At 28.9% G+C, this 15,262-nt stretch carries 14 protein-coding genes and 2 tRNA genes; 10 read left to right on the top strand and 6 right to left on the bottom strand.

Annotated features, from left to right (window positions below; genetic code table 11):
- The first annotated feature begins 13 nt into the window (after positions 1-13).
- From AB0T67_RS10245 to AB0T67_RS10225, 5 genes are all read left to right on the top strand, one after another.
- Positions 14-1,300 carry a DUF445 domain-containing protein gene (locus tag AB0T67_RS10245; RefSeq protein WP_369220217.1) on the top strand — a complete coding sequence of 429 codons (1,287 nt, stop codon included), beginning with the start codon at positions 14-16 and terminating at the stop codon, positions 1,298-1,300.
- 35 nt (positions 1,301-1,335) lie between these two features.
- Entirely contained in the window at positions 1,336-2,028 is a 693-nt protein-coding gene (locus AB0T67_RS10240) for a M15 family metallopeptidase (RefSeq protein WP_369220216.1), read from the top strand.
- 257 nt (positions 2,029-2,285) lie between these two features.
- On the top strand, positions 2,286-2,966 hold the full coding sequence (locus AB0T67_RS10235) for a hypothetical protein (protein ID WP_369220215.1): 681 nt from the start codon (positions 2,286-2,288) through the stop codon (positions 2,964-2,966).
- A gap of 141 nt (positions 2,967-3,107) precedes the next feature.
- Positions 3,108-4,103: a pyruvate dehydrogenase (acetyl-transferring) E1 component subunit alpha gene (gene pdhA / locus AB0T67_RS10230; protein ID WP_369220214.1), complete on the top strand. Its 996-nt coding sequence runs from the start codon at positions 3,108-3,110 to the stop codon at positions 4,101-4,103.
- Between the two features lie 3 nt (positions 4,104-4,106).
- Positions 4,107-5,744, top strand: a complete 1,638-nt coding sequence (locus AB0T67_RS10225; protein WP_369220213.1) for a pyruvate dehydrogenase complex dihydrolipoamide acetyltransferase — start codon at positions 4,107-4,109, stop codon at positions 5,742-5,744.
- A 50-nt stretch (positions 5,745-5,794) separates the two neighbouring features.
- Here the strand turns inward: AB0T67_RS10225 and AB0T67_RS10220 are convergent, their stop codons facing one another.
- The 3 genes from AB0T67_RS10220 to aroC all read right to left on the bottom strand — a co-directional run bounded on the left by AB0T67_RS10220 (position 5,795) and on the right by aroC (position 8,027).
- The gene (locus tag AB0T67_RS10220; protein ID WP_369220212.1) at positions 5,795-6,340 is read right to left on the bottom strand and encodes a DinB family protein; all 546 of its coding nucleotides are present in this window, start codon (positions 6,338-6,340) and stop codon (positions 5,795-5,797) included.
- A 51-nt stretch (positions 6,341-6,391) separates the two neighbouring features.
- A complete protein-coding gene (locus AB0T67_RS10215; RefSeq protein WP_369220508.1) occupies positions 6,392-6,874 on the bottom strand; it encodes a Crp/Fnr family transcriptional regulator in 483 nt (160 codons plus the stop codon).
- 91 nt (positions 6,875-6,965) lie between these two features.
- Positions 6,966-8,027, bottom strand: a complete 1,062-nt coding sequence (gene aroC, locus AB0T67_RS10210; RefSeq protein WP_369220211.1) for a chorismate synthase — start codon at positions 8,025-8,027, stop codon at positions 6,966-6,968.
- A 289-nt stretch (positions 8,028-8,316) separates the two neighbouring features.
- On the opposite strand from aroC, the gene AB0T67_RS10205 reads away from it, so the two are divergent.
- The 4 genes from AB0T67_RS10205 (at position 8,317) to AB0T67_RS10190 (ending at position 10,497) form a co-directional block, all read left to right on the top strand.
- A tRNA-Ser gene (locus AB0T67_RS10205) sits at positions 8,317-8,401 on the top strand.
- Between the two features lie 162 nt (positions 8,402-8,563).
- A tRNA-Ser gene (locus AB0T67_RS10200) sits at positions 8,564-8,648 on the top strand.
- 93 nt (positions 8,649-8,741) lie between these two features.
- Positions 8,742-9,824 carry a DUF6688 domain-containing protein gene (locus tag AB0T67_RS10195; RefSeq protein ID WP_369220210.1) on the top strand — a complete coding sequence of 361 codons (1,083 nt, stop codon included), beginning with the start codon at positions 8,742-8,744 and terminating at the stop codon, positions 9,822-9,824.
- Between the two features lie 49 nt (positions 9,825-9,873).
- Positions 9,874-10,497: a hypothetical protein gene (locus AB0T67_RS10190; protein ID WP_369220209.1), complete on the top strand. Its 624-nt coding sequence runs from the start codon at positions 9,874-9,876 to the stop codon at positions 10,495-10,497.
- A 31-nt stretch (positions 10,498-10,528) separates the two neighbouring features.
- Here the strand turns inward: AB0T67_RS10190 and AB0T67_RS10185 are convergent, their stop codons facing one another.
- A complete protein-coding gene (locus AB0T67_RS10185; RefSeq protein WP_369220208.1) occupies positions 10,529-11,533 on the bottom strand; it encodes an IS30 family transposase in 1,005 nt (334 codons plus the stop codon).
- A 39-nt stretch (positions 11,534-11,572) separates the two neighbouring features.
- Between AB0T67_RS10185 and AB0T67_RS10180 the strand changes: the two genes are divergently transcribed.
- On the top strand, positions 11,573-11,893 hold the full coding sequence (locus AB0T67_RS10180) for a hypothetical protein (RefSeq protein ID WP_369220207.1): 321 nt from the start codon (positions 11,573-11,575) through the stop codon (positions 11,891-11,893).
- 91 nt (positions 11,894-11,984) lie between these two features.
- Here the strand turns inward: AB0T67_RS10180 and AB0T67_RS10175 are convergent, their stop codons facing one another.
- Both AB0T67_RS10175 and AB0T67_RS10170 read right to left on the bottom strand, forming a co-directional pair.
- A complete protein-coding gene (locus AB0T67_RS10175) occupies positions 11,985-12,812 on the bottom strand; it encodes a GIN domain-containing protein (protein WP_369220206.1) in 828 nt (275 codons plus the stop codon).
- 184 nt (positions 12,813-12,996) lie between these two features.
- Positions 12,997-15,123: a YgiQ family radical SAM protein gene (locus tag AB0T67_RS10170; protein WP_369220205.1), complete on the bottom strand. Its 2,127-nt coding sequence runs from the start codon at positions 15,121-15,123 to the stop codon at positions 12,997-12,999.
- Positions 15,124-15,262 lie beyond the last annotated feature (139 nt).

Raw genomic sequence — 15,262 nt, 5'->3', positions numbered from 1 at the left:
AACTAAATAAGAAATGAAATTCCCTAAAAAAGGAGCCCTTTCATTAGCAATAGCAACCTCTGGAATGATATTGCTTTTGGCAGGAATTAAATCAGAAATATTAACACATACCGCTTGGCACATAGCACTTGCAGGTTTTGAAGCGGCTGTTGTTGGTGGCTGTGCCGATTGGTTTGCTGTAAAAGCATTATTTGCCGAAATCCCAATACCTTTTATAAAAAAACATACTAATATTATTGTAAAATCAAGAACTAAAATTTCTAACGGAATTATTGATTTAGTTTCTAATGAATGGTTATCAAAAGAAAGTTTATCTGAAAAAATAAATTCAGTTGCTATTGCTGATAAAATATTAGATACTTTAAAAGATGATAAAAATGTTTCAAAAATCATTCATTTTTTACAAGATATACTTTTAAACATCTCAAAAAACACCAACTTTTCAGAACTTGCTCCTTATTTAGAAAAAATATTTAAAAAAGAATTAGACACAATTGAAATTGGAAAACCTTTGGGTGTTTGGCTACAAAAAGCACTAAAAAATAAAGAACATTCAGAATTATGGACAGTTGCTTTATCTAGTATTTCTAAAACTATTAATAATAATGAAACACGTGAAATGCTACTTAAAAATGTAACTAAACAATCTGAAAATATCAAAAAAGAAAGCACTTTTAAACTTTTAGCTGTAAATACAGCTCAAAAATTAGGCGGATTAAATAATGAATCTATAACTGATAAATTGATAAAATCAATAAATGATTTATTAACAGAAATAACTAAAGATAAACAACATCCGTTACGTAAAAAGTTAGATAATGAATTACTTGATTTTGCTAAAAAATTAGAAATTGGAAATCCAAATGCACTTGCTTCAGTTAAAAATATACAAAAAAAATTAATCGGTAATATTGAATCAAAAAGTATTGTTGCTAAATTATTAAATTCAACACAAAATAAATTAGAAACAGAATTAAGTGATAATAATAGTACTCTTATTCAATTTATCAAACAAAAAGGAATTCAAATTATAAATGATATTTCTAAAAACACCAAACTTATTGAAAAAGCAAATCAAAATTTAAAATCAGTATTTATTTCTATAATCAATAAAAATCATCATTTAATTGCAAATACTGTTTCCGATAGTTTAGAAAAATTAAATAATGAAGATTTAGTAAAACAAATAGAAGATAAAGTTGGTGATGACTTACAATATATTCGACTTAATGGCGCAATTGTTGGAGGTGTCGTTGGAATGATATTATATATCATAAAAACAACTGTTTTAAGTTTGTAATTTTTACAACAAAACAAATTACTTATTTTTGCTTAATGAAACAACTATTTTATTTATTAGTATTTTGTTCTTTTATTGCTAACGCACAAAAAAAAACACCTCTAAAAGAACAACAAAAACTTCCTAAAAATTTTTCGTATTTAAAAGATATAGCGCCTACTATTCAAAAAGAACTTCGATATTGTGCTGACAATAATTTTTTAGGAGCATCTGTAAATGGTTATGACGAAAGTATTGTTATTTGCACTACAAAAACAGCAATAGCTTTAAAAAAAGTACAAGCAGAGTTATTAAAAAAAGAATTGAGTCTTAAAATATTTGATGCTTATCGTCCGCAAACTGCGGTGAATCATTTTGTAAAATGGGCGCGTGTTATGAACGATACTTTAATGAAAGAAGAATATTATCCGAGTATCAATAAAAGACATTTATTTAAAAAAGGATATATTTCTTCGAGATCGGGACATTCTCGTGGTAGTACAGTCGATTTAACAATTATCGATTTAAAAACTAGAAATGAATTAGATATGGGAAGTCCTTTTGATTTCTTCGGAATTTCTTCACATATTTCTTATCAAAAATTAACTAAAAAACAAAAAGAAAATAGGCAATTATTACAATCTGTAATGCGCAAACATAATTTTAGACCCTACTCTAAAGAATGGTGGCATTTTACTTTAAGATTCGAGCCTTTTCCTAAAACTTATTTTAGTTTTCCTGTTAAATAAAAGATGTTATTTTCTTTGGCGTATTTTAGTTTTTAAAAAAGATAAAAAGTCTTTTAATTTTAGATAATTACAAAAAAACAGCAAAAATGCCTAGCCCCGATTGTAGCAATTGTTTGAGCTCTTTTTTATTTTTTTATTTTGAAAAATAAAAAAAGCGAGTGCGAAAAGCGGGAAATTGCTTCAAATAAATATGTTTTAACGATTTATTGAGAAATACAAAAAACAACGGCATTATATTTGTTCAGATTTCTTTTGATATGATAAAACAAACGATACATTTTTTTATAGTAATTTTTGCAGTAAGTATAAGCTCGCATGGTTTTGCACAACTTGATGCTTCTTTTGGAAATAATAAAAATAATACAGGTTCTTTTGAAAGCATCCCTTCCACTGCTAAAGAAGTTCAAAAACCAAAATCATTAGAATTTAAAAATAATGACGGTTTTAAAACGGCACATAATCAGCAACAAAAAGAATTTCAGAAAAAACAAGCCGAAAAAGATTTTGAAAATAAAGGTATTTTAACCAAAGCCAAACAAGCTGAAGAACAATATTTAAGTGCTTTTCAAAGAATAAAAGGAATGTATGAATATCCTATTATCGATCAAGATTTAGGAAGTTTTAGTACAAAAGATAAAACTGTTACGATTATTTGTCGCGATTTTCAATATCCTGATGGCGATAAAGTAACCATTTTGGTTAATAATATTTCTGTTGTTAGCAACTTAATTCTTAAACAAAGCTATCAATCTTTTAATATTCCTTTGGACGAAGGAATTAACACCATTGAAATTCTAGCCTTAAATCAAGGTTCTTCAGGACCAAATACCGCTGGATTTAAAATCTACAATGCTAGTGGTATGCTTATTTCTGCCAATCAATGGAATTTAGCCACAGGTGCAAAAGCATCAATTATAATAGCCAAACAAAAACAATAATTTAAAGAGTTTTAGAAATAAAAAAGCATTAATGCAATTTTTAACAAGAACTTTTTTAAAATTACTAAAAACTACTTACTTTTGTAGCTACGTTTTAAGAAAGACGCAACAAACAAACTTTAAATAAACAACTAATATATAATGAATAAAATCACCAAAGAAACCTATATCAACTGGTATAGAGACATGCTTTTCTGGAGAAAGTTTGAAGATAAGTTAGCAGCTGTTTACATTCAACAGAAGGTAAGAGGTTTTTTACACTTATATAACGGTCAAGAGGCTGTTTTAGCAGGTGCATTGCACGCTATGGATTTATCTAAGGATAAAATGATTACTGCATACCGTAACCATGTACAACCAATCGGTATGGGTGAAGATCCTAAACGTGTAATGGCTGAATTATATGGTAAAGTTACTGGTACCTCTAAAGGTATGGGTGGTTCAATGCATATTTTTTCTAAAGAATTTCGTTTTTATGGTGGTCACGGAATCGTTGGTGGTCAAATTCCATTAGGAGCTGGATTAGCTTTTGGTGATAAATATAAAGGAAATGATGCCGTAACATTATGTTGTTTTGGTGATGGTGCTGCTCGTCAGGGTTCATTACATGAAACATTTAACATGGCAATGACTTGGAAATTACCAGTAGTATTTATTGTTGAAAACAATGGATATGCTATGGGAACTTCTGTTGAAAGAACTGCAAATCATACTGATATCTGGAAACTAGGTTTAGGATACGAAATGCCTTGTGCTCCTGTTGATGGAATGAATCCTATTAAGGTTGCCGAAGCTATGGACGAAGCTATTCAAAGAGCTCGTCGTGGTGAAGGTCCAACTTTCTTAGAAATGAAAACTTACCGTTATAGAGGTCACTCAATGTCTGATGCACAACATTATCGTACAAAAGATGAAGTTGCTGAGTACAGAAAAATTGATCCTATTACACAAGTATTAGATATCATTAAAGAAAACAACTATGCTTCTGATGCTGAAATCGAAGCAATAAAGAAAGAAGTAAAAGAGTCGGTAAGTGAATGTGAAAAATTTGCTGAAGAATCTCCATATCCAGAAGTAAGTCAATTACACGATATGGTATACGAACAAGAAGATTATCCATTTATAAAATCTAAGTAAACCATGGCTACAATTATAAACATGCCTCGCTTAAGCGATACAATGGAAGAAGGAGTTGTTGCTTCTTGGTTAAAAAATGTAGGTGACAGAATTGAAGAAGGTGATATTTTAGCTGAAATCGAAACTGACAAAGCTACTATGGAATTTGAGTCTTTTCATGAAGGTGTTTTATTACACATTGGTGTTCAAGAAGGTGGATCTGCTCCTGTTGATACTTTATTAGCTATTGTTGGTGAACAAGGTGAAGATATTTCTGCTTTATTAAGCGGAGATACTGCTCCTGCACAAGTTGAAGAAGCTCCTAAAACTGAAACAACTTCTAACGAAGAAGTGACTGTAAAAAGTGAAGCAGTAGCAATGCCAGCAGGCGCTATTGTAATTAATATGCCACGTTTGAGTGATACCATGGAAGAAGGAACTGTTGCTTCTTGGTTGAAAAAAGTAGGTGACACTGTTGAAGAAGGTGATATTTTAGCTGAAATCGAAACTGATAAAGCTACTATGGAATTCGAATCTTTTAACGAAGGTGTTTTATTACACATTGGTGTTCAAGAAGGCGAAGCTGCTCCTGTAGATACTTTACTTGCTATTATTGGTAAAGAAGGTACAGATGTTGCTACCGTACTTGCTGCATTAAATTCAGGGAATACAGTTTCTACTGATACAAAATCAGAAGAAAAAACAGCTACTAAAAAAGAAGAAACTCCTAAAGAAGAAGTTAAAATAGCTACTACTGAAACAGTAACTACAACAACTTCTGGAGGAAGAATATTTGCTTCTCCATTAGCTAAAAAAATAGCAAAAGATAAAGGAATTAAATTAACAGCAATTAAAGGTTCTGGTGAAAACGGACGTATTGTTAAAAAGGATGTAGAAAACTACACACCTGCTGCTGTTAAAGTTGAAGCTCCTGTTAGTAATTCATCAGCAACCGCAACTAATTTTGCTATTGCTGGAGAAGAAAACACATCAGAAGTTAAAAATTCTCAAATGCGTAAAGCAATTGCGAAAGCATTAAAAAATTCTAAATTTGATGCGCCTCACTTCTACTTAAATATTGAAGTAGATATGGATAATGCAATGGCTTCTCGTAAAATAATTAATGCCGTTCCTGATACAAAAGTGTCATTTAACGACATGGTTGTAAAAGCCTGTGCGATGGCATTAAAAAAACATCCGAATGTAAATACTAGCTGGACGGATAATACGACATTATTCCACAGTCATGTTCATATTGGTGTTGCTGTTGCTGTTGATGAAGGTTTAGTAGTGCCTGTTGTAAAACATACAGATGCTTTAAGTTTAACTCAAATTGGTGCTTCGGTACGTGATTTAGCTGGTAAAGCTAGAAACAAGAAAATTGCTCCTGCTGAAATGCAAGGAAGTACTTTTACGGTTTCTAACTTAGGAATGTTTGGTATCGAAAGTTTTACTTCGATTATCAATCAGCCTAATTCTGCTATTTTATCTGTTGGTGCAATTGTACAAAAACCAGTTGTTAAAGACGGTCAAATTGTTGTTGGAAATACGATGAAATTAACTTTAGCCTGTGACCACAGAACGGTTGATGGTGCAGTTGGTGCTCAGTTCTTACAAACATTAAAAACTTTTGTTGAAAACCCTGTTACAATGTTAGCATAAATTTTTAACTTACATATATATAAAAGCTCGAGAAATATCTCGAGCTTTTTTTATTTACAAATATTCTTTGCTTGTACAATATGTCGTTGATTATGATTAATTACAAATCGAAAAGTATCTCCTAACCTAAATTTTAAAATAGGTAATGTTATAGCTGTTTTTATCTTTGTCAGATTTTTATTTTCTGCTAACTCAAGTAATTGTAATAATTCTTTTTGAAGTATAATAAAACGTTCTAAAACAACTTTTTTATCTAATTTTGAATAAATAGGATTCTTACTTTTAAAAGTATTCATTGTTTTCATTCCTTCTTTAGGCAACATATCTAAAGCAAATTTATTTCCTAAAAATCCAGCTTTAAAAACTGTTGATTTTTGATGTTTAGATTTCTCTATTCTTTTTCTGATTTCATTATTGTAAAATTCTGAATATAAATTCAAATGCTCTAAACATTCTAAAACAGACCACGATTTTGCTGTTTTTTTATATTGTAACTCTTCTGTAGTATTATTTTTTAAAGATTCTACATAATTAATATGAGAAACTACAGTTTGTTTTAATTCTGATAATAATTCTTTGGTATTAAAAAAGCTCATGTTTGAAATTTAATTCAAATATGAGCTTTTTTATAAAAATAAATATTGATGCTAATCAATATTTTTTAATATCCTAGATAATGTTTCTGGCGCCATTCTTAAATAAGACGCAATATATTTTTGAGGTATCTCTTGAAATACTTGCGGACTTCTTTTAAATACACGTTCAAAACGTTTTTGAAGAGAATAAGTAATTAAATCAATTTCTCTTTCTATTTGTTGATACATAAAATCATTTAAAAAAATATTCCAAACATCTTGATATTCTTTTTTAGAATTTATAAAATGCATAAAATTTATTTTTGAAATTACTTTCAAACTACATTTTTTAAGCGCTTGTATGTAAAAAGAAGTTGGTTTTTCAGTTAAAAAACAATCAAATGCTGTAATTATAGAATCTTTATATCCAAATCTAATGGTATGTTCTTCATTATCATCATCAATAAAAACTCGTAAACTTCCTTCTTTTACTAAATACAAATTGGTATTTAAATCTCCTTTATTTATCAGAAAATCATTTCTTTTAAGTGTTATTTCTTTATCCCATTCATCTTCTAATTTTTCTAAAAAAAAATGATAAAGAATTCTTCAAAACAAACTATTTTCTAATTAAAATTTACAACTATTAAACTGTACGCATTTTATCTATTAAATAAAAATCAGCTAAAACTAAAGCAGCTAAAGCCTCTACAATTGGTACAGCTCTTGGCACAACACAAGGATCATGACGACCTTTACCTTGAATTTCAGTTAATTCATTTTCTGAATTAATTGTTTGTTGATTTCTCATAATAGTAGCAACAGGCTTAAAAGCTACACTAAAATATACATCCATACCGTTTGAAATTCCTCCTTGAATTCCTCCAGATAAATTAGATTGCGTTGTTCCATCTTGATTAAAAACATCATTATGTTCTGAACCTTTCATTTTAGCACCGTTAAAACCACTTCCAAATTCAAAACCTTTAACAGCATTAATAGAAAGCATTGCTTTACCTAATTCTGCATGAAGTTTATGAAAAATAGGTTCTCCTAAACCAACAGGCATATTTTGTATAACACAAGTAATAGTACCTCCAATAGTATCACCAGCTTTACGGATTTCATGAATTTTATCAATCATTATCTCTGCCGATTTTTCATCAGGACAACGAACAATATTACTTTCAATTTTAGATAAATCTAACTCTTGGTATGGTTTATCAATAAAAATATCTCCTACTGATGATGTATAAGCATCAATACTAATATGTTTTATTAATTGTTTTGCTAATGCACCAGCAACTACCCAATTTGCAGTTTCACGTGCCGAAGTTCTACCTCCACCTCTATGATCTCTAACACCGTATTTTTTATCATATGTATAATCGGCATGTGAAGGACGATATACGTTTGTATTATGATTATAATCTTTACTTTTCTGATTGGTATTTTTTATAACAAAGCCAATAGAAGCACCTGTTGTTTTACCTTCAAAAACTCCTGATAAAAATTCAACCGTATCAGGTTCTTTACGCTGAGTTACAATTTTAGATTGCCCTGGTTTACGACGATCTAATTCTTGCTGAATAGCATCAAAATCTACTTCCATTCCTGCAGGAAAACCATCAATAACACCTCCTATTGCGGTTCCGTGTGACTCACCAAAAGTGGTTACTTTTAAAATATTTCCAAATGAATTAAACATGCTTCTTAATTTTACAACGAAAGTAATTTAAAATTTATAATTCTCTTAAAAAAAACACCAAAAACTAGTCAAATATGTATAAATATAACACTAATAGTATCTTTTGTATATCTATCTAAAATTAAAAATAAATGTTTTTATTCACATAACTTACTGATAAATAAAAAAATACAGTTCAAAAAAGTAAATAACAAATATTTTAATTAAAAAAACACAATTTTTATTTTTCAGAACTAAAAAAAGGTTGTAAATTTGCAACCGCATTTAGATTTATTTTAAATGTCTGTCTGGAGAAATGGCAGAGTGGTCGAATGCGGCGGTCTTGAAAACCGTTGTACTGCAAGGTACCGGGGGTTCGAATCCCTCTTTCTCCGCAAAAACCGAAACATTTATTTGTTTCGGTTTTTTTTGTGATAAAAATTAAACTAATATAAGGTCATATTAAAATTTATAAAAAAAGATTAAGTTAATTTGTTTTAATCAAAAAAAAGGTTGTAAATTTGCAACCGCATTTAGATTTATTTAAATGTCTGTCTGGAGAAATGGCAGAGTGGTCGAATGCGGCGGTCTTGAAAACCGTTGTACTGCAAGGTACCGGGGGTTCGAATCCCTCTTTCTCCGCAAAAACCGAAACATTTATTTGTTTCGGTTTTTTTATGCTCTTTTATTTTTAATAACTTAGCTTAGCTCATATTATATAAAGCCAAATATATTATGTCCTTTTTACTAATTATTTTCTTATTATTTATAATATTTCTCTTTTTTGCTATTAAATTAAAAGCATCAGCGGGTAGTATTATTAGTGCTATCATTCATTTAATCGCCTTTATTCCTTTTTTGTTTTGCTTGCTAGTTAGTGCTGAACATAACATAGCAATAGACCCAATAGACCAAGGCTATACTCCACTTGGGCAAAAAAACCTACTCACTGTTTTTGTTTTTTATATCTTATATGTTGTTTCTAAAATTTTAATTTGGAAAAAAAGCAAAACACTACCACCACTTACATGGGTTATTGCTACTATTTTTGTAATTATTGGTGTTATTTTAAACATTTTTATCATCCTTCAAACATCGTATTCAAATGATATGTTTGAATTCAATTCAGCATCACTTATTAATACCTCAACAAACAATAATACAATAACGTTGTTTTTATTTTATCCACTAATATCTAGTCTTAGTGCTATTTACATATTGGCTAAAAGCTTTAATATGGTTGCTAATCATTTTAATGAATATCAATACAAAAACTCGACATTAAATTATTTACATAAAACACTTTTCAAAATAAAATCATATCCTTTACTAATACTATTATTAATTTTCCCTGTTTTTTGTGTGATAACCATCATTTTAATGCTATTTGGGCAAGATGCTGACAGCATGATAAAAGTATTTACAGATACTACAACTTGGCGTTTTTCTCAACAATCACATCCACCAGCATTAGACCATAAAGGACACTATTTATGTACTATTGCAGCATGTGGAAATCCAACTATTGTAAAACCTATAAGAATAGGAAAAAGGCATGGAAAACCAATTGTAATAAATAGGCAATTAATGATTGCAAATGCTTTTGAAGATGTTATTCAGGTTCACTATCCGAAAATACATCATTTTATTCGTAAAAATTATGATACTTATGGTTATAACTTATCGAAAGTTATAAATACAACTTTAAAATCTGATATAACTTATATATTAATGAAACCACTAGAATGGTTATTTATCATTTTTCTATATCTATTTTGTACGAAACCAGAAGAGTTAATCAAAAGGCAATACAGATAAAATCTCTAAAAAACGAACACTTTTACATACTAATTATCAACAACTTAATATGAAAACATACCTAAAATTAACATTCTACATATCATTAATAGCTGTTTTATATAGTTGTAAAACCACAAAACCGATAGTAAAAGAAGTACCAAAAAATGACTATATTGAAACTAATATTACATTTAATAACTCATTAGATATTTCGCTTAAAAACTCAAAAAATCAATTAATAATAGAAAATTCTATTATTAATAAATTATCTGAAGAATTGATATTTAAAGATATTGCTCCAAGTTATTATATGAATATTGAAGGTATTTATACTATTCCTAAAAATATTAAGCAAATTACAAGTTCAACAACATATGATTTATACGATTACTATTTTGATAAAAAAGGCAGATTAGACTCTTTATATTCTAAAAGAAATGGCTCGTATAAAATTAATTATAATCAGAATGGTTTAATTGACTACATTAAAAATACTAAAGCCTACAAAAACTCTAAAAAGATAAAATCAACAAAATACTTAACATACTTTGCTACAGATAAAAATACGATTACAAAATATGAAACTAATAAAAAGAACTTAATAGTATCTAATAATAAATTTAGTCATAAATTTATTTATAATAATCAAGGAGAAATTATTAAAACAAATTACTTGGATTCAATGTTCTAACGCAACAAAGCGTTGTTAATTTTTGATGGTACTAAGCTATGTTTTTTATTTCAATATCCATCATTTCTTTAGGAGTTTTGTACGCTATAATTTTCCGAGGTCTATTGTTTAATTTTTGTTGAATAATTTGTAGTTGATTTTGGCTAATTTCATTAAAATTAGTACCCTTAGGCAGATATCGTCTAATGAGTCCATTTGTGTTTTCATTGGTGCCTCTTTCCCACGAAGAATATGGATGTGCAAAGTAAATTTTCATACCTGTTTTTTGTGTTATTTTTTGATGCCTTGCCATTTCAATTCCGTTGTCATATGTCATTGATTTTTTATAAATAGGATTTAATTTATTCAATATTTTACTAAACTGATTGGCAACTTCCATCGCTTTTTTCGATTTTAGTTTGATGATTAAAGTGAACCTTGTTTTGCGTTCAACAATTGTTCCGATAGCACTTTTATGGTCTTTTCCAATGATTAAGTCACCTTCCCAATGTCCAACTTCATCTCTAAGTTCAATATGCTTAGGTCTGTTGTCAATACTAACTTGATTGATTATTTTAGAGCCACCACCACGTTTTTTTTTATGAGGTCTCCGCCTTGTTTTTTTACGAACTAGAAGTTTTATTAATTTTTTATTTAAACTAGCTTGTGGTCTGGTGTAAATGTGTCTATAGATAGCTTCATGTGAAATAGACATTATTGGGTTGTTTGGATATAACTCTTTGAGTCTTCCTGAAATTTGTTCAGGAGTCCAGTTAGATAAAAGTCCTTTATAAACAAAAAATTTGAGTAGGGAATAGGTGCTTATTTTATCAAGGTTTCTTTTGTTCACATAATCATCTTTAGCGTTCCAATGTGCTAATTCAGCATCATATTTATCTTCTTTATTTTGTACCCATTTAGAGACTTCTCTAAAGATTGTTGAACGTGCTCTTTTTAATGTTTTAGCGATATAAGATTTAGACTTTTTTTCATTTAAAAGAGTCTGAATAATAACTCTTTCTTTTAGAGTTAAACGTCTATGCTTTTTTATTTCCATTTTACAAATCTATAATTTTAGATTTGTTGCGTTAAGTTATTGAATGGAGCTTATAATGAACCTATTGATAGTAACTTTATTGAATATTATACATTTAATAAAAATCTGTCAACTATAAAATTAATAAAAGCAATAGCTGGTACATATTTCTTTATTAAAGGATATAAATTAGATAATAATGGTAAAATTATAAATACTTATTTTACAAATTATGATATGGATTTAAATTCCAATTCGATAAAACTAGATGAAATTTTATACAAAGATGACGCTCCTGCTTTACTAACTAAATACGATAAAAACAAACGTGTTTTAGTAATTGAAAATGACAAAATCAAACATTTATATAAATATTATTAATCATTTATTCTTTCAAAAAAAAGAAAATAAAAAAGCTACATTACCTAAGTAATATAGCTTTTTTTTTTAAAAATAATGACGCTTATATTTTTTACTTCTTAAAAAGTTTAGCACTACCTTTAAAACCTTTTATTACTATTTTAGGTTCACCATATATTGCTATTTTACTTTTATCCTGAGCATATAAAGTTAAACTTTTATCTGTATATATAGAAGCATCTGCACTATCTGAAGTATATATATCTACTTCAGAAATTTTCATTCCTACAGCTTTCATATCGGCAGATTCTATTAAACTAAGTGTTGCTTTTTTAGCAGTTCCATCTAAACTTAAATCTGCTGATTTCATTAATTTAGCTGTAATATCATCACTTAAAACACCTGCTTTTAACCTTGCTTTGTCTGACATTAAAAAAGTTGTATTAGTCGCTTTTATTTTCAATATTCCTTTTGATTTCTGAAGCATATTTACAGTAACTTCTTCTGCTTTTAAATCTAATTCAAATTCACTTGAATTATAACTATCAATATGTATTACTTTTGAATTAAATATTCCTTCTCCTTTTATTTTAGCACCATTTTTTAATGTAATTTTTTCAAGATTTATAACATCTAATGATATTTTAAGTTTTTTTCTCCTTGATATTTTATGTGTTGTTGCTATTTTAAGAACACTATCTATTACTCTAAAATGAATAACTTCATGTAAATTTTCATCTGCAATTAGTGTATAACTATTTTTATCAGCCTGATTCATACTTAATTCTAATGCATCATCAATTTCAATTTTATTAAATGCTTTATCAATAGAATTACTCGTTGTTATTACTTGTTTATTTCCTTTAATTTTCTGTTTATTCTGAGCAAGTACTACTGTACTTACCATAACTGAAAATACTACTAAAATTATTTTTTTCATGATATTAATTTTATATTACACATAAGGTTATTAAACCATATTTAAGACCCCTAAACCATTGTTTAGTCACTAACTTTACATCTTTAAACAATAGTATTCTTATTTAAAAACACATAAAAAAACCTAATGCTTTTACACACTAGGTTTTATTGACTTTAAATATTATTATAAAACAGATACTACATTACCTTCTTCTTTTTTTATTTTTAGGTGTGCTGTATTTTTTAGTTTCTTTTGTATCAGTTTTAGACCCGCCATTATTTTGACCGTCTTTTGTATTTACTCTAGGTGCTCTATAGTTTTTATTTTTTCGTTGATTAAAAGGTACTTTTTCATCTAATTGATTTTTAGACCTTTTTGTATCTCTTCCAGCTATTTTAGGAGCTCTATAGTTCTTATTTTTTCGTTGATTAAAAGGCACAGCATCATCAAAAGTATTTTTAGTTGCTTCTGCTCCTTTATTCTTTTTCCATGAATTATTTTCAGGTAATAAAGCTTTTAATAAATCTTGTCGTCCTACTTTGTTCAATGTATTACGAATCCAATCTTTATTTTCTTTTTTATACCAGAAGAAAAATTTATGTTGATCTTCTTTTTCTTTAGCTGTTTTAGGAGTTTTTGTAGGTTTTAAAGTATAAGGATGATATCCACTATAATAAATTACCGTAGCAACTGTCATAGGTGTTGGCGTAAACCCTTGAACTTGTTCTAGCTGAAACCCCATATCTTTTGTTTCGGCAGCTAAATTTGCCATATCTTCTTTCTCACAAGCTGGATGACTTGATATAAAGTAAGGTATTAATTGTAGTTTTAATTTCTTTTTGATATTAATACGATCGAACCGTTTTTTAAACATATGAAAATATTTAAATGATGGTTTACGCATTAATTTTAAAACAGGATCAGATGTATGTTCTGGTGCTACTTTTAATCGCCCAGAAACATGATTTGTCATCACCTCTTCTGTATAAGCATCTAACTCTTTTGGATCGGCATTTTTATTAAATTCAGGTACTAACATATCATGTCGAATACCACTTCCAATAAATGATTTTTTTATCTTCGGATGCGCATCAACAGCTTTATAAAGGTCTGTTAATGGCTTGTGCGAAGTATCTAAATTACTACAAATTACAGGCGATATACAAGAAGGTGCAACACATTTATCACAAATAGATTGGATTTTTCCTTTCATCTGATACATATTCGCAGAAGGTCCACCAATATCTGATAAATATCCTTTAAAATCGTCCATTTTAGTAACGGTATCGACTTCTTTTAATACCGATTCTTGACTTCGACTAGCAATAAATTTTCCTTGATGTGCTGATATTGTACAAAAACTACATCCTCCAAAACATCCACGGTGAATATTTATTGAAAATTTAATCATTTCAAACGCAGGAATAGGTCCACGCTTGTCATATTTTGGATGCGGTAATCGTGTAAAAGGCAAATCAAAAGAAGCATCAATTTCTTTTTCGGTCATTGTTGCACACGGTGGATTAATCATCAGTTTTTTATTTCCAACCTTTTGAAAAATACGACGTGCATATAATTTATTCGACTCCTGCTCTATTACTTTAAAGTTAGATGCAAATGTTTTTTTATCTTTTAAACAAGCTTCATGAGAATTAATTTCTACATCTTCCCAATTTTTATTCTTCGGAACATTTTCATGTTCATCAATAAGAACAGCTGTTTGTTTTATCGTTTTTAAACTCGAAAACGGAACACCTTTTTGCAATAACTCAACAATTTCTCGTAAAGGTTGCTCTCCCATTCCATAAACTAACATATCTGCCTTAGAAGTTTCTAAAATAGTAGGTAATAGTTTATCTGACCAATAATCATAATGTGTTACCCTACGCAATGAAGCTTCGATACCACCAATTAAAACAGGTACATCTGGAAATTTTTCTTTTAATATTTTTGAATATACTGATGTTGCATAATCAGGTCGAAACCCTTTATCTCCATTTGGAGTGTAAGCATCTTTATCTCTACGGCGTTTACTTGCCGTATAATTACTTACCATCGGATCCATACATCCGCCCGTTACTCCGAAGAATAAACGTGGTTTTCCTAATTTCTCAAAATCTTGTAAATTATCATTTACACTAGGTTGTGGTACAATTGCTACTCGCAAACCATAACTTTCTAGTATTCGCCCTATTACTGCCGGACCAAATGATGGGTGATCTACATATGCATCTCCACTGAAGAGAATTACATCTAATTCTTCCCATCCTCTTAACTTAACCTCCTTATTTGTAGTCGGTAACCAATCTGAAACTCGTCTTATTCCCATGCCGCTGCAAAGGTACAACGTTTTAGTTGATATTACCAATCTAAAAAAACATGTTAAATTAGTATTTTTTTTTCAGAAATACGTTTTACTTTAACATATTATTAATAATCAACAAATACGAATTAAATAAATTAGACAA

This window comes from Tenacibaculum salmonis (assembly GCF_041053065.1).
Lineage (GTDB): Bacteria > Bacteroidota > Bacteroidia > Flavobacteriales > Flavobacteriaceae > Polaribacter > Polaribacter pacificus_A.
This window is presented reverse-complemented; position numbering and strand designations above follow the sequence as displayed.

Coding starts and splice junctions, on each gene's coding strand:
- AB0T67_RS10245 (WP_369220217.1), top strand. CDS start 14: ATGAAATTCCCTAAAAAAGGAGCCCTTTCATTAGCAATAGCAACCTCT.
- AB0T67_RS10240 (WP_369220216.1), top strand. CDS start 1,336: ATGAAACAACTATTTTATTTATTAGTATTTTGTTCTTTTATTGCTAAC.
- AB0T67_RS10235 (WP_369220215.1), top strand. CDS start 2,286: ATGATAAAACAAACGATACATTTTTTTATAGTAATTTTTGCAGTAAGT.
- pdhA (WP_369220214.1), top strand. CDS start 3,108: ATGAATAAAATCACCAAAGAAACCTATATCAACTGGTATAGAGACATG.
- AB0T67_RS10225 (WP_369220213.1), top strand. CDS start 4,107: ATGGCTACAATTATAAACATGCCTCGCTTAAGCGATACAATGGAAGAA.
- AB0T67_RS10220 (WP_369220212.1), bottom strand. CDS start 6,340: ATGAGCTTTTTTAATACCAAAGAATTATTATCAGAATTAAAACAAACT.
- aroC (WP_369220211.1), bottom strand. CDS start 8,027: ATGTTTAATTCATTTGGAAATATTTTAAAAGTAACCACTTTTGGTGAG.
- AB0T67_RS10195 (WP_369220210.1), top strand. CDS start 8,742: ATGTCCTTTTTACTAATTATTTTCTTATTATTTATAATATTTCTCTTT.
- AB0T67_RS10190 (WP_369220209.1), top strand. CDS start 9,874: ATGAAAACATACCTAAAATTAACATTCTACATATCATTAATAGCTGTT.
- AB0T67_RS10185 (WP_369220208.1), bottom strand. CDS start 11,533: ATGGAAATAAAAAAGCATAGACGTTTAACTCTAAAAGAAAGAGTTATT.
- AB0T67_RS10175 (WP_369220206.1), bottom strand. CDS start 12,812: ATGAAAAAAATAATTTTAGTAGTATTTTCAGTTATGGTAAGTACAGTA.
- AB0T67_RS10170 (WP_369220205.1), bottom strand. CDS start 15,123: ATGGGAATAAGACGAGTTTCAGATTGGTTACCGACTACAAATAAGGAG.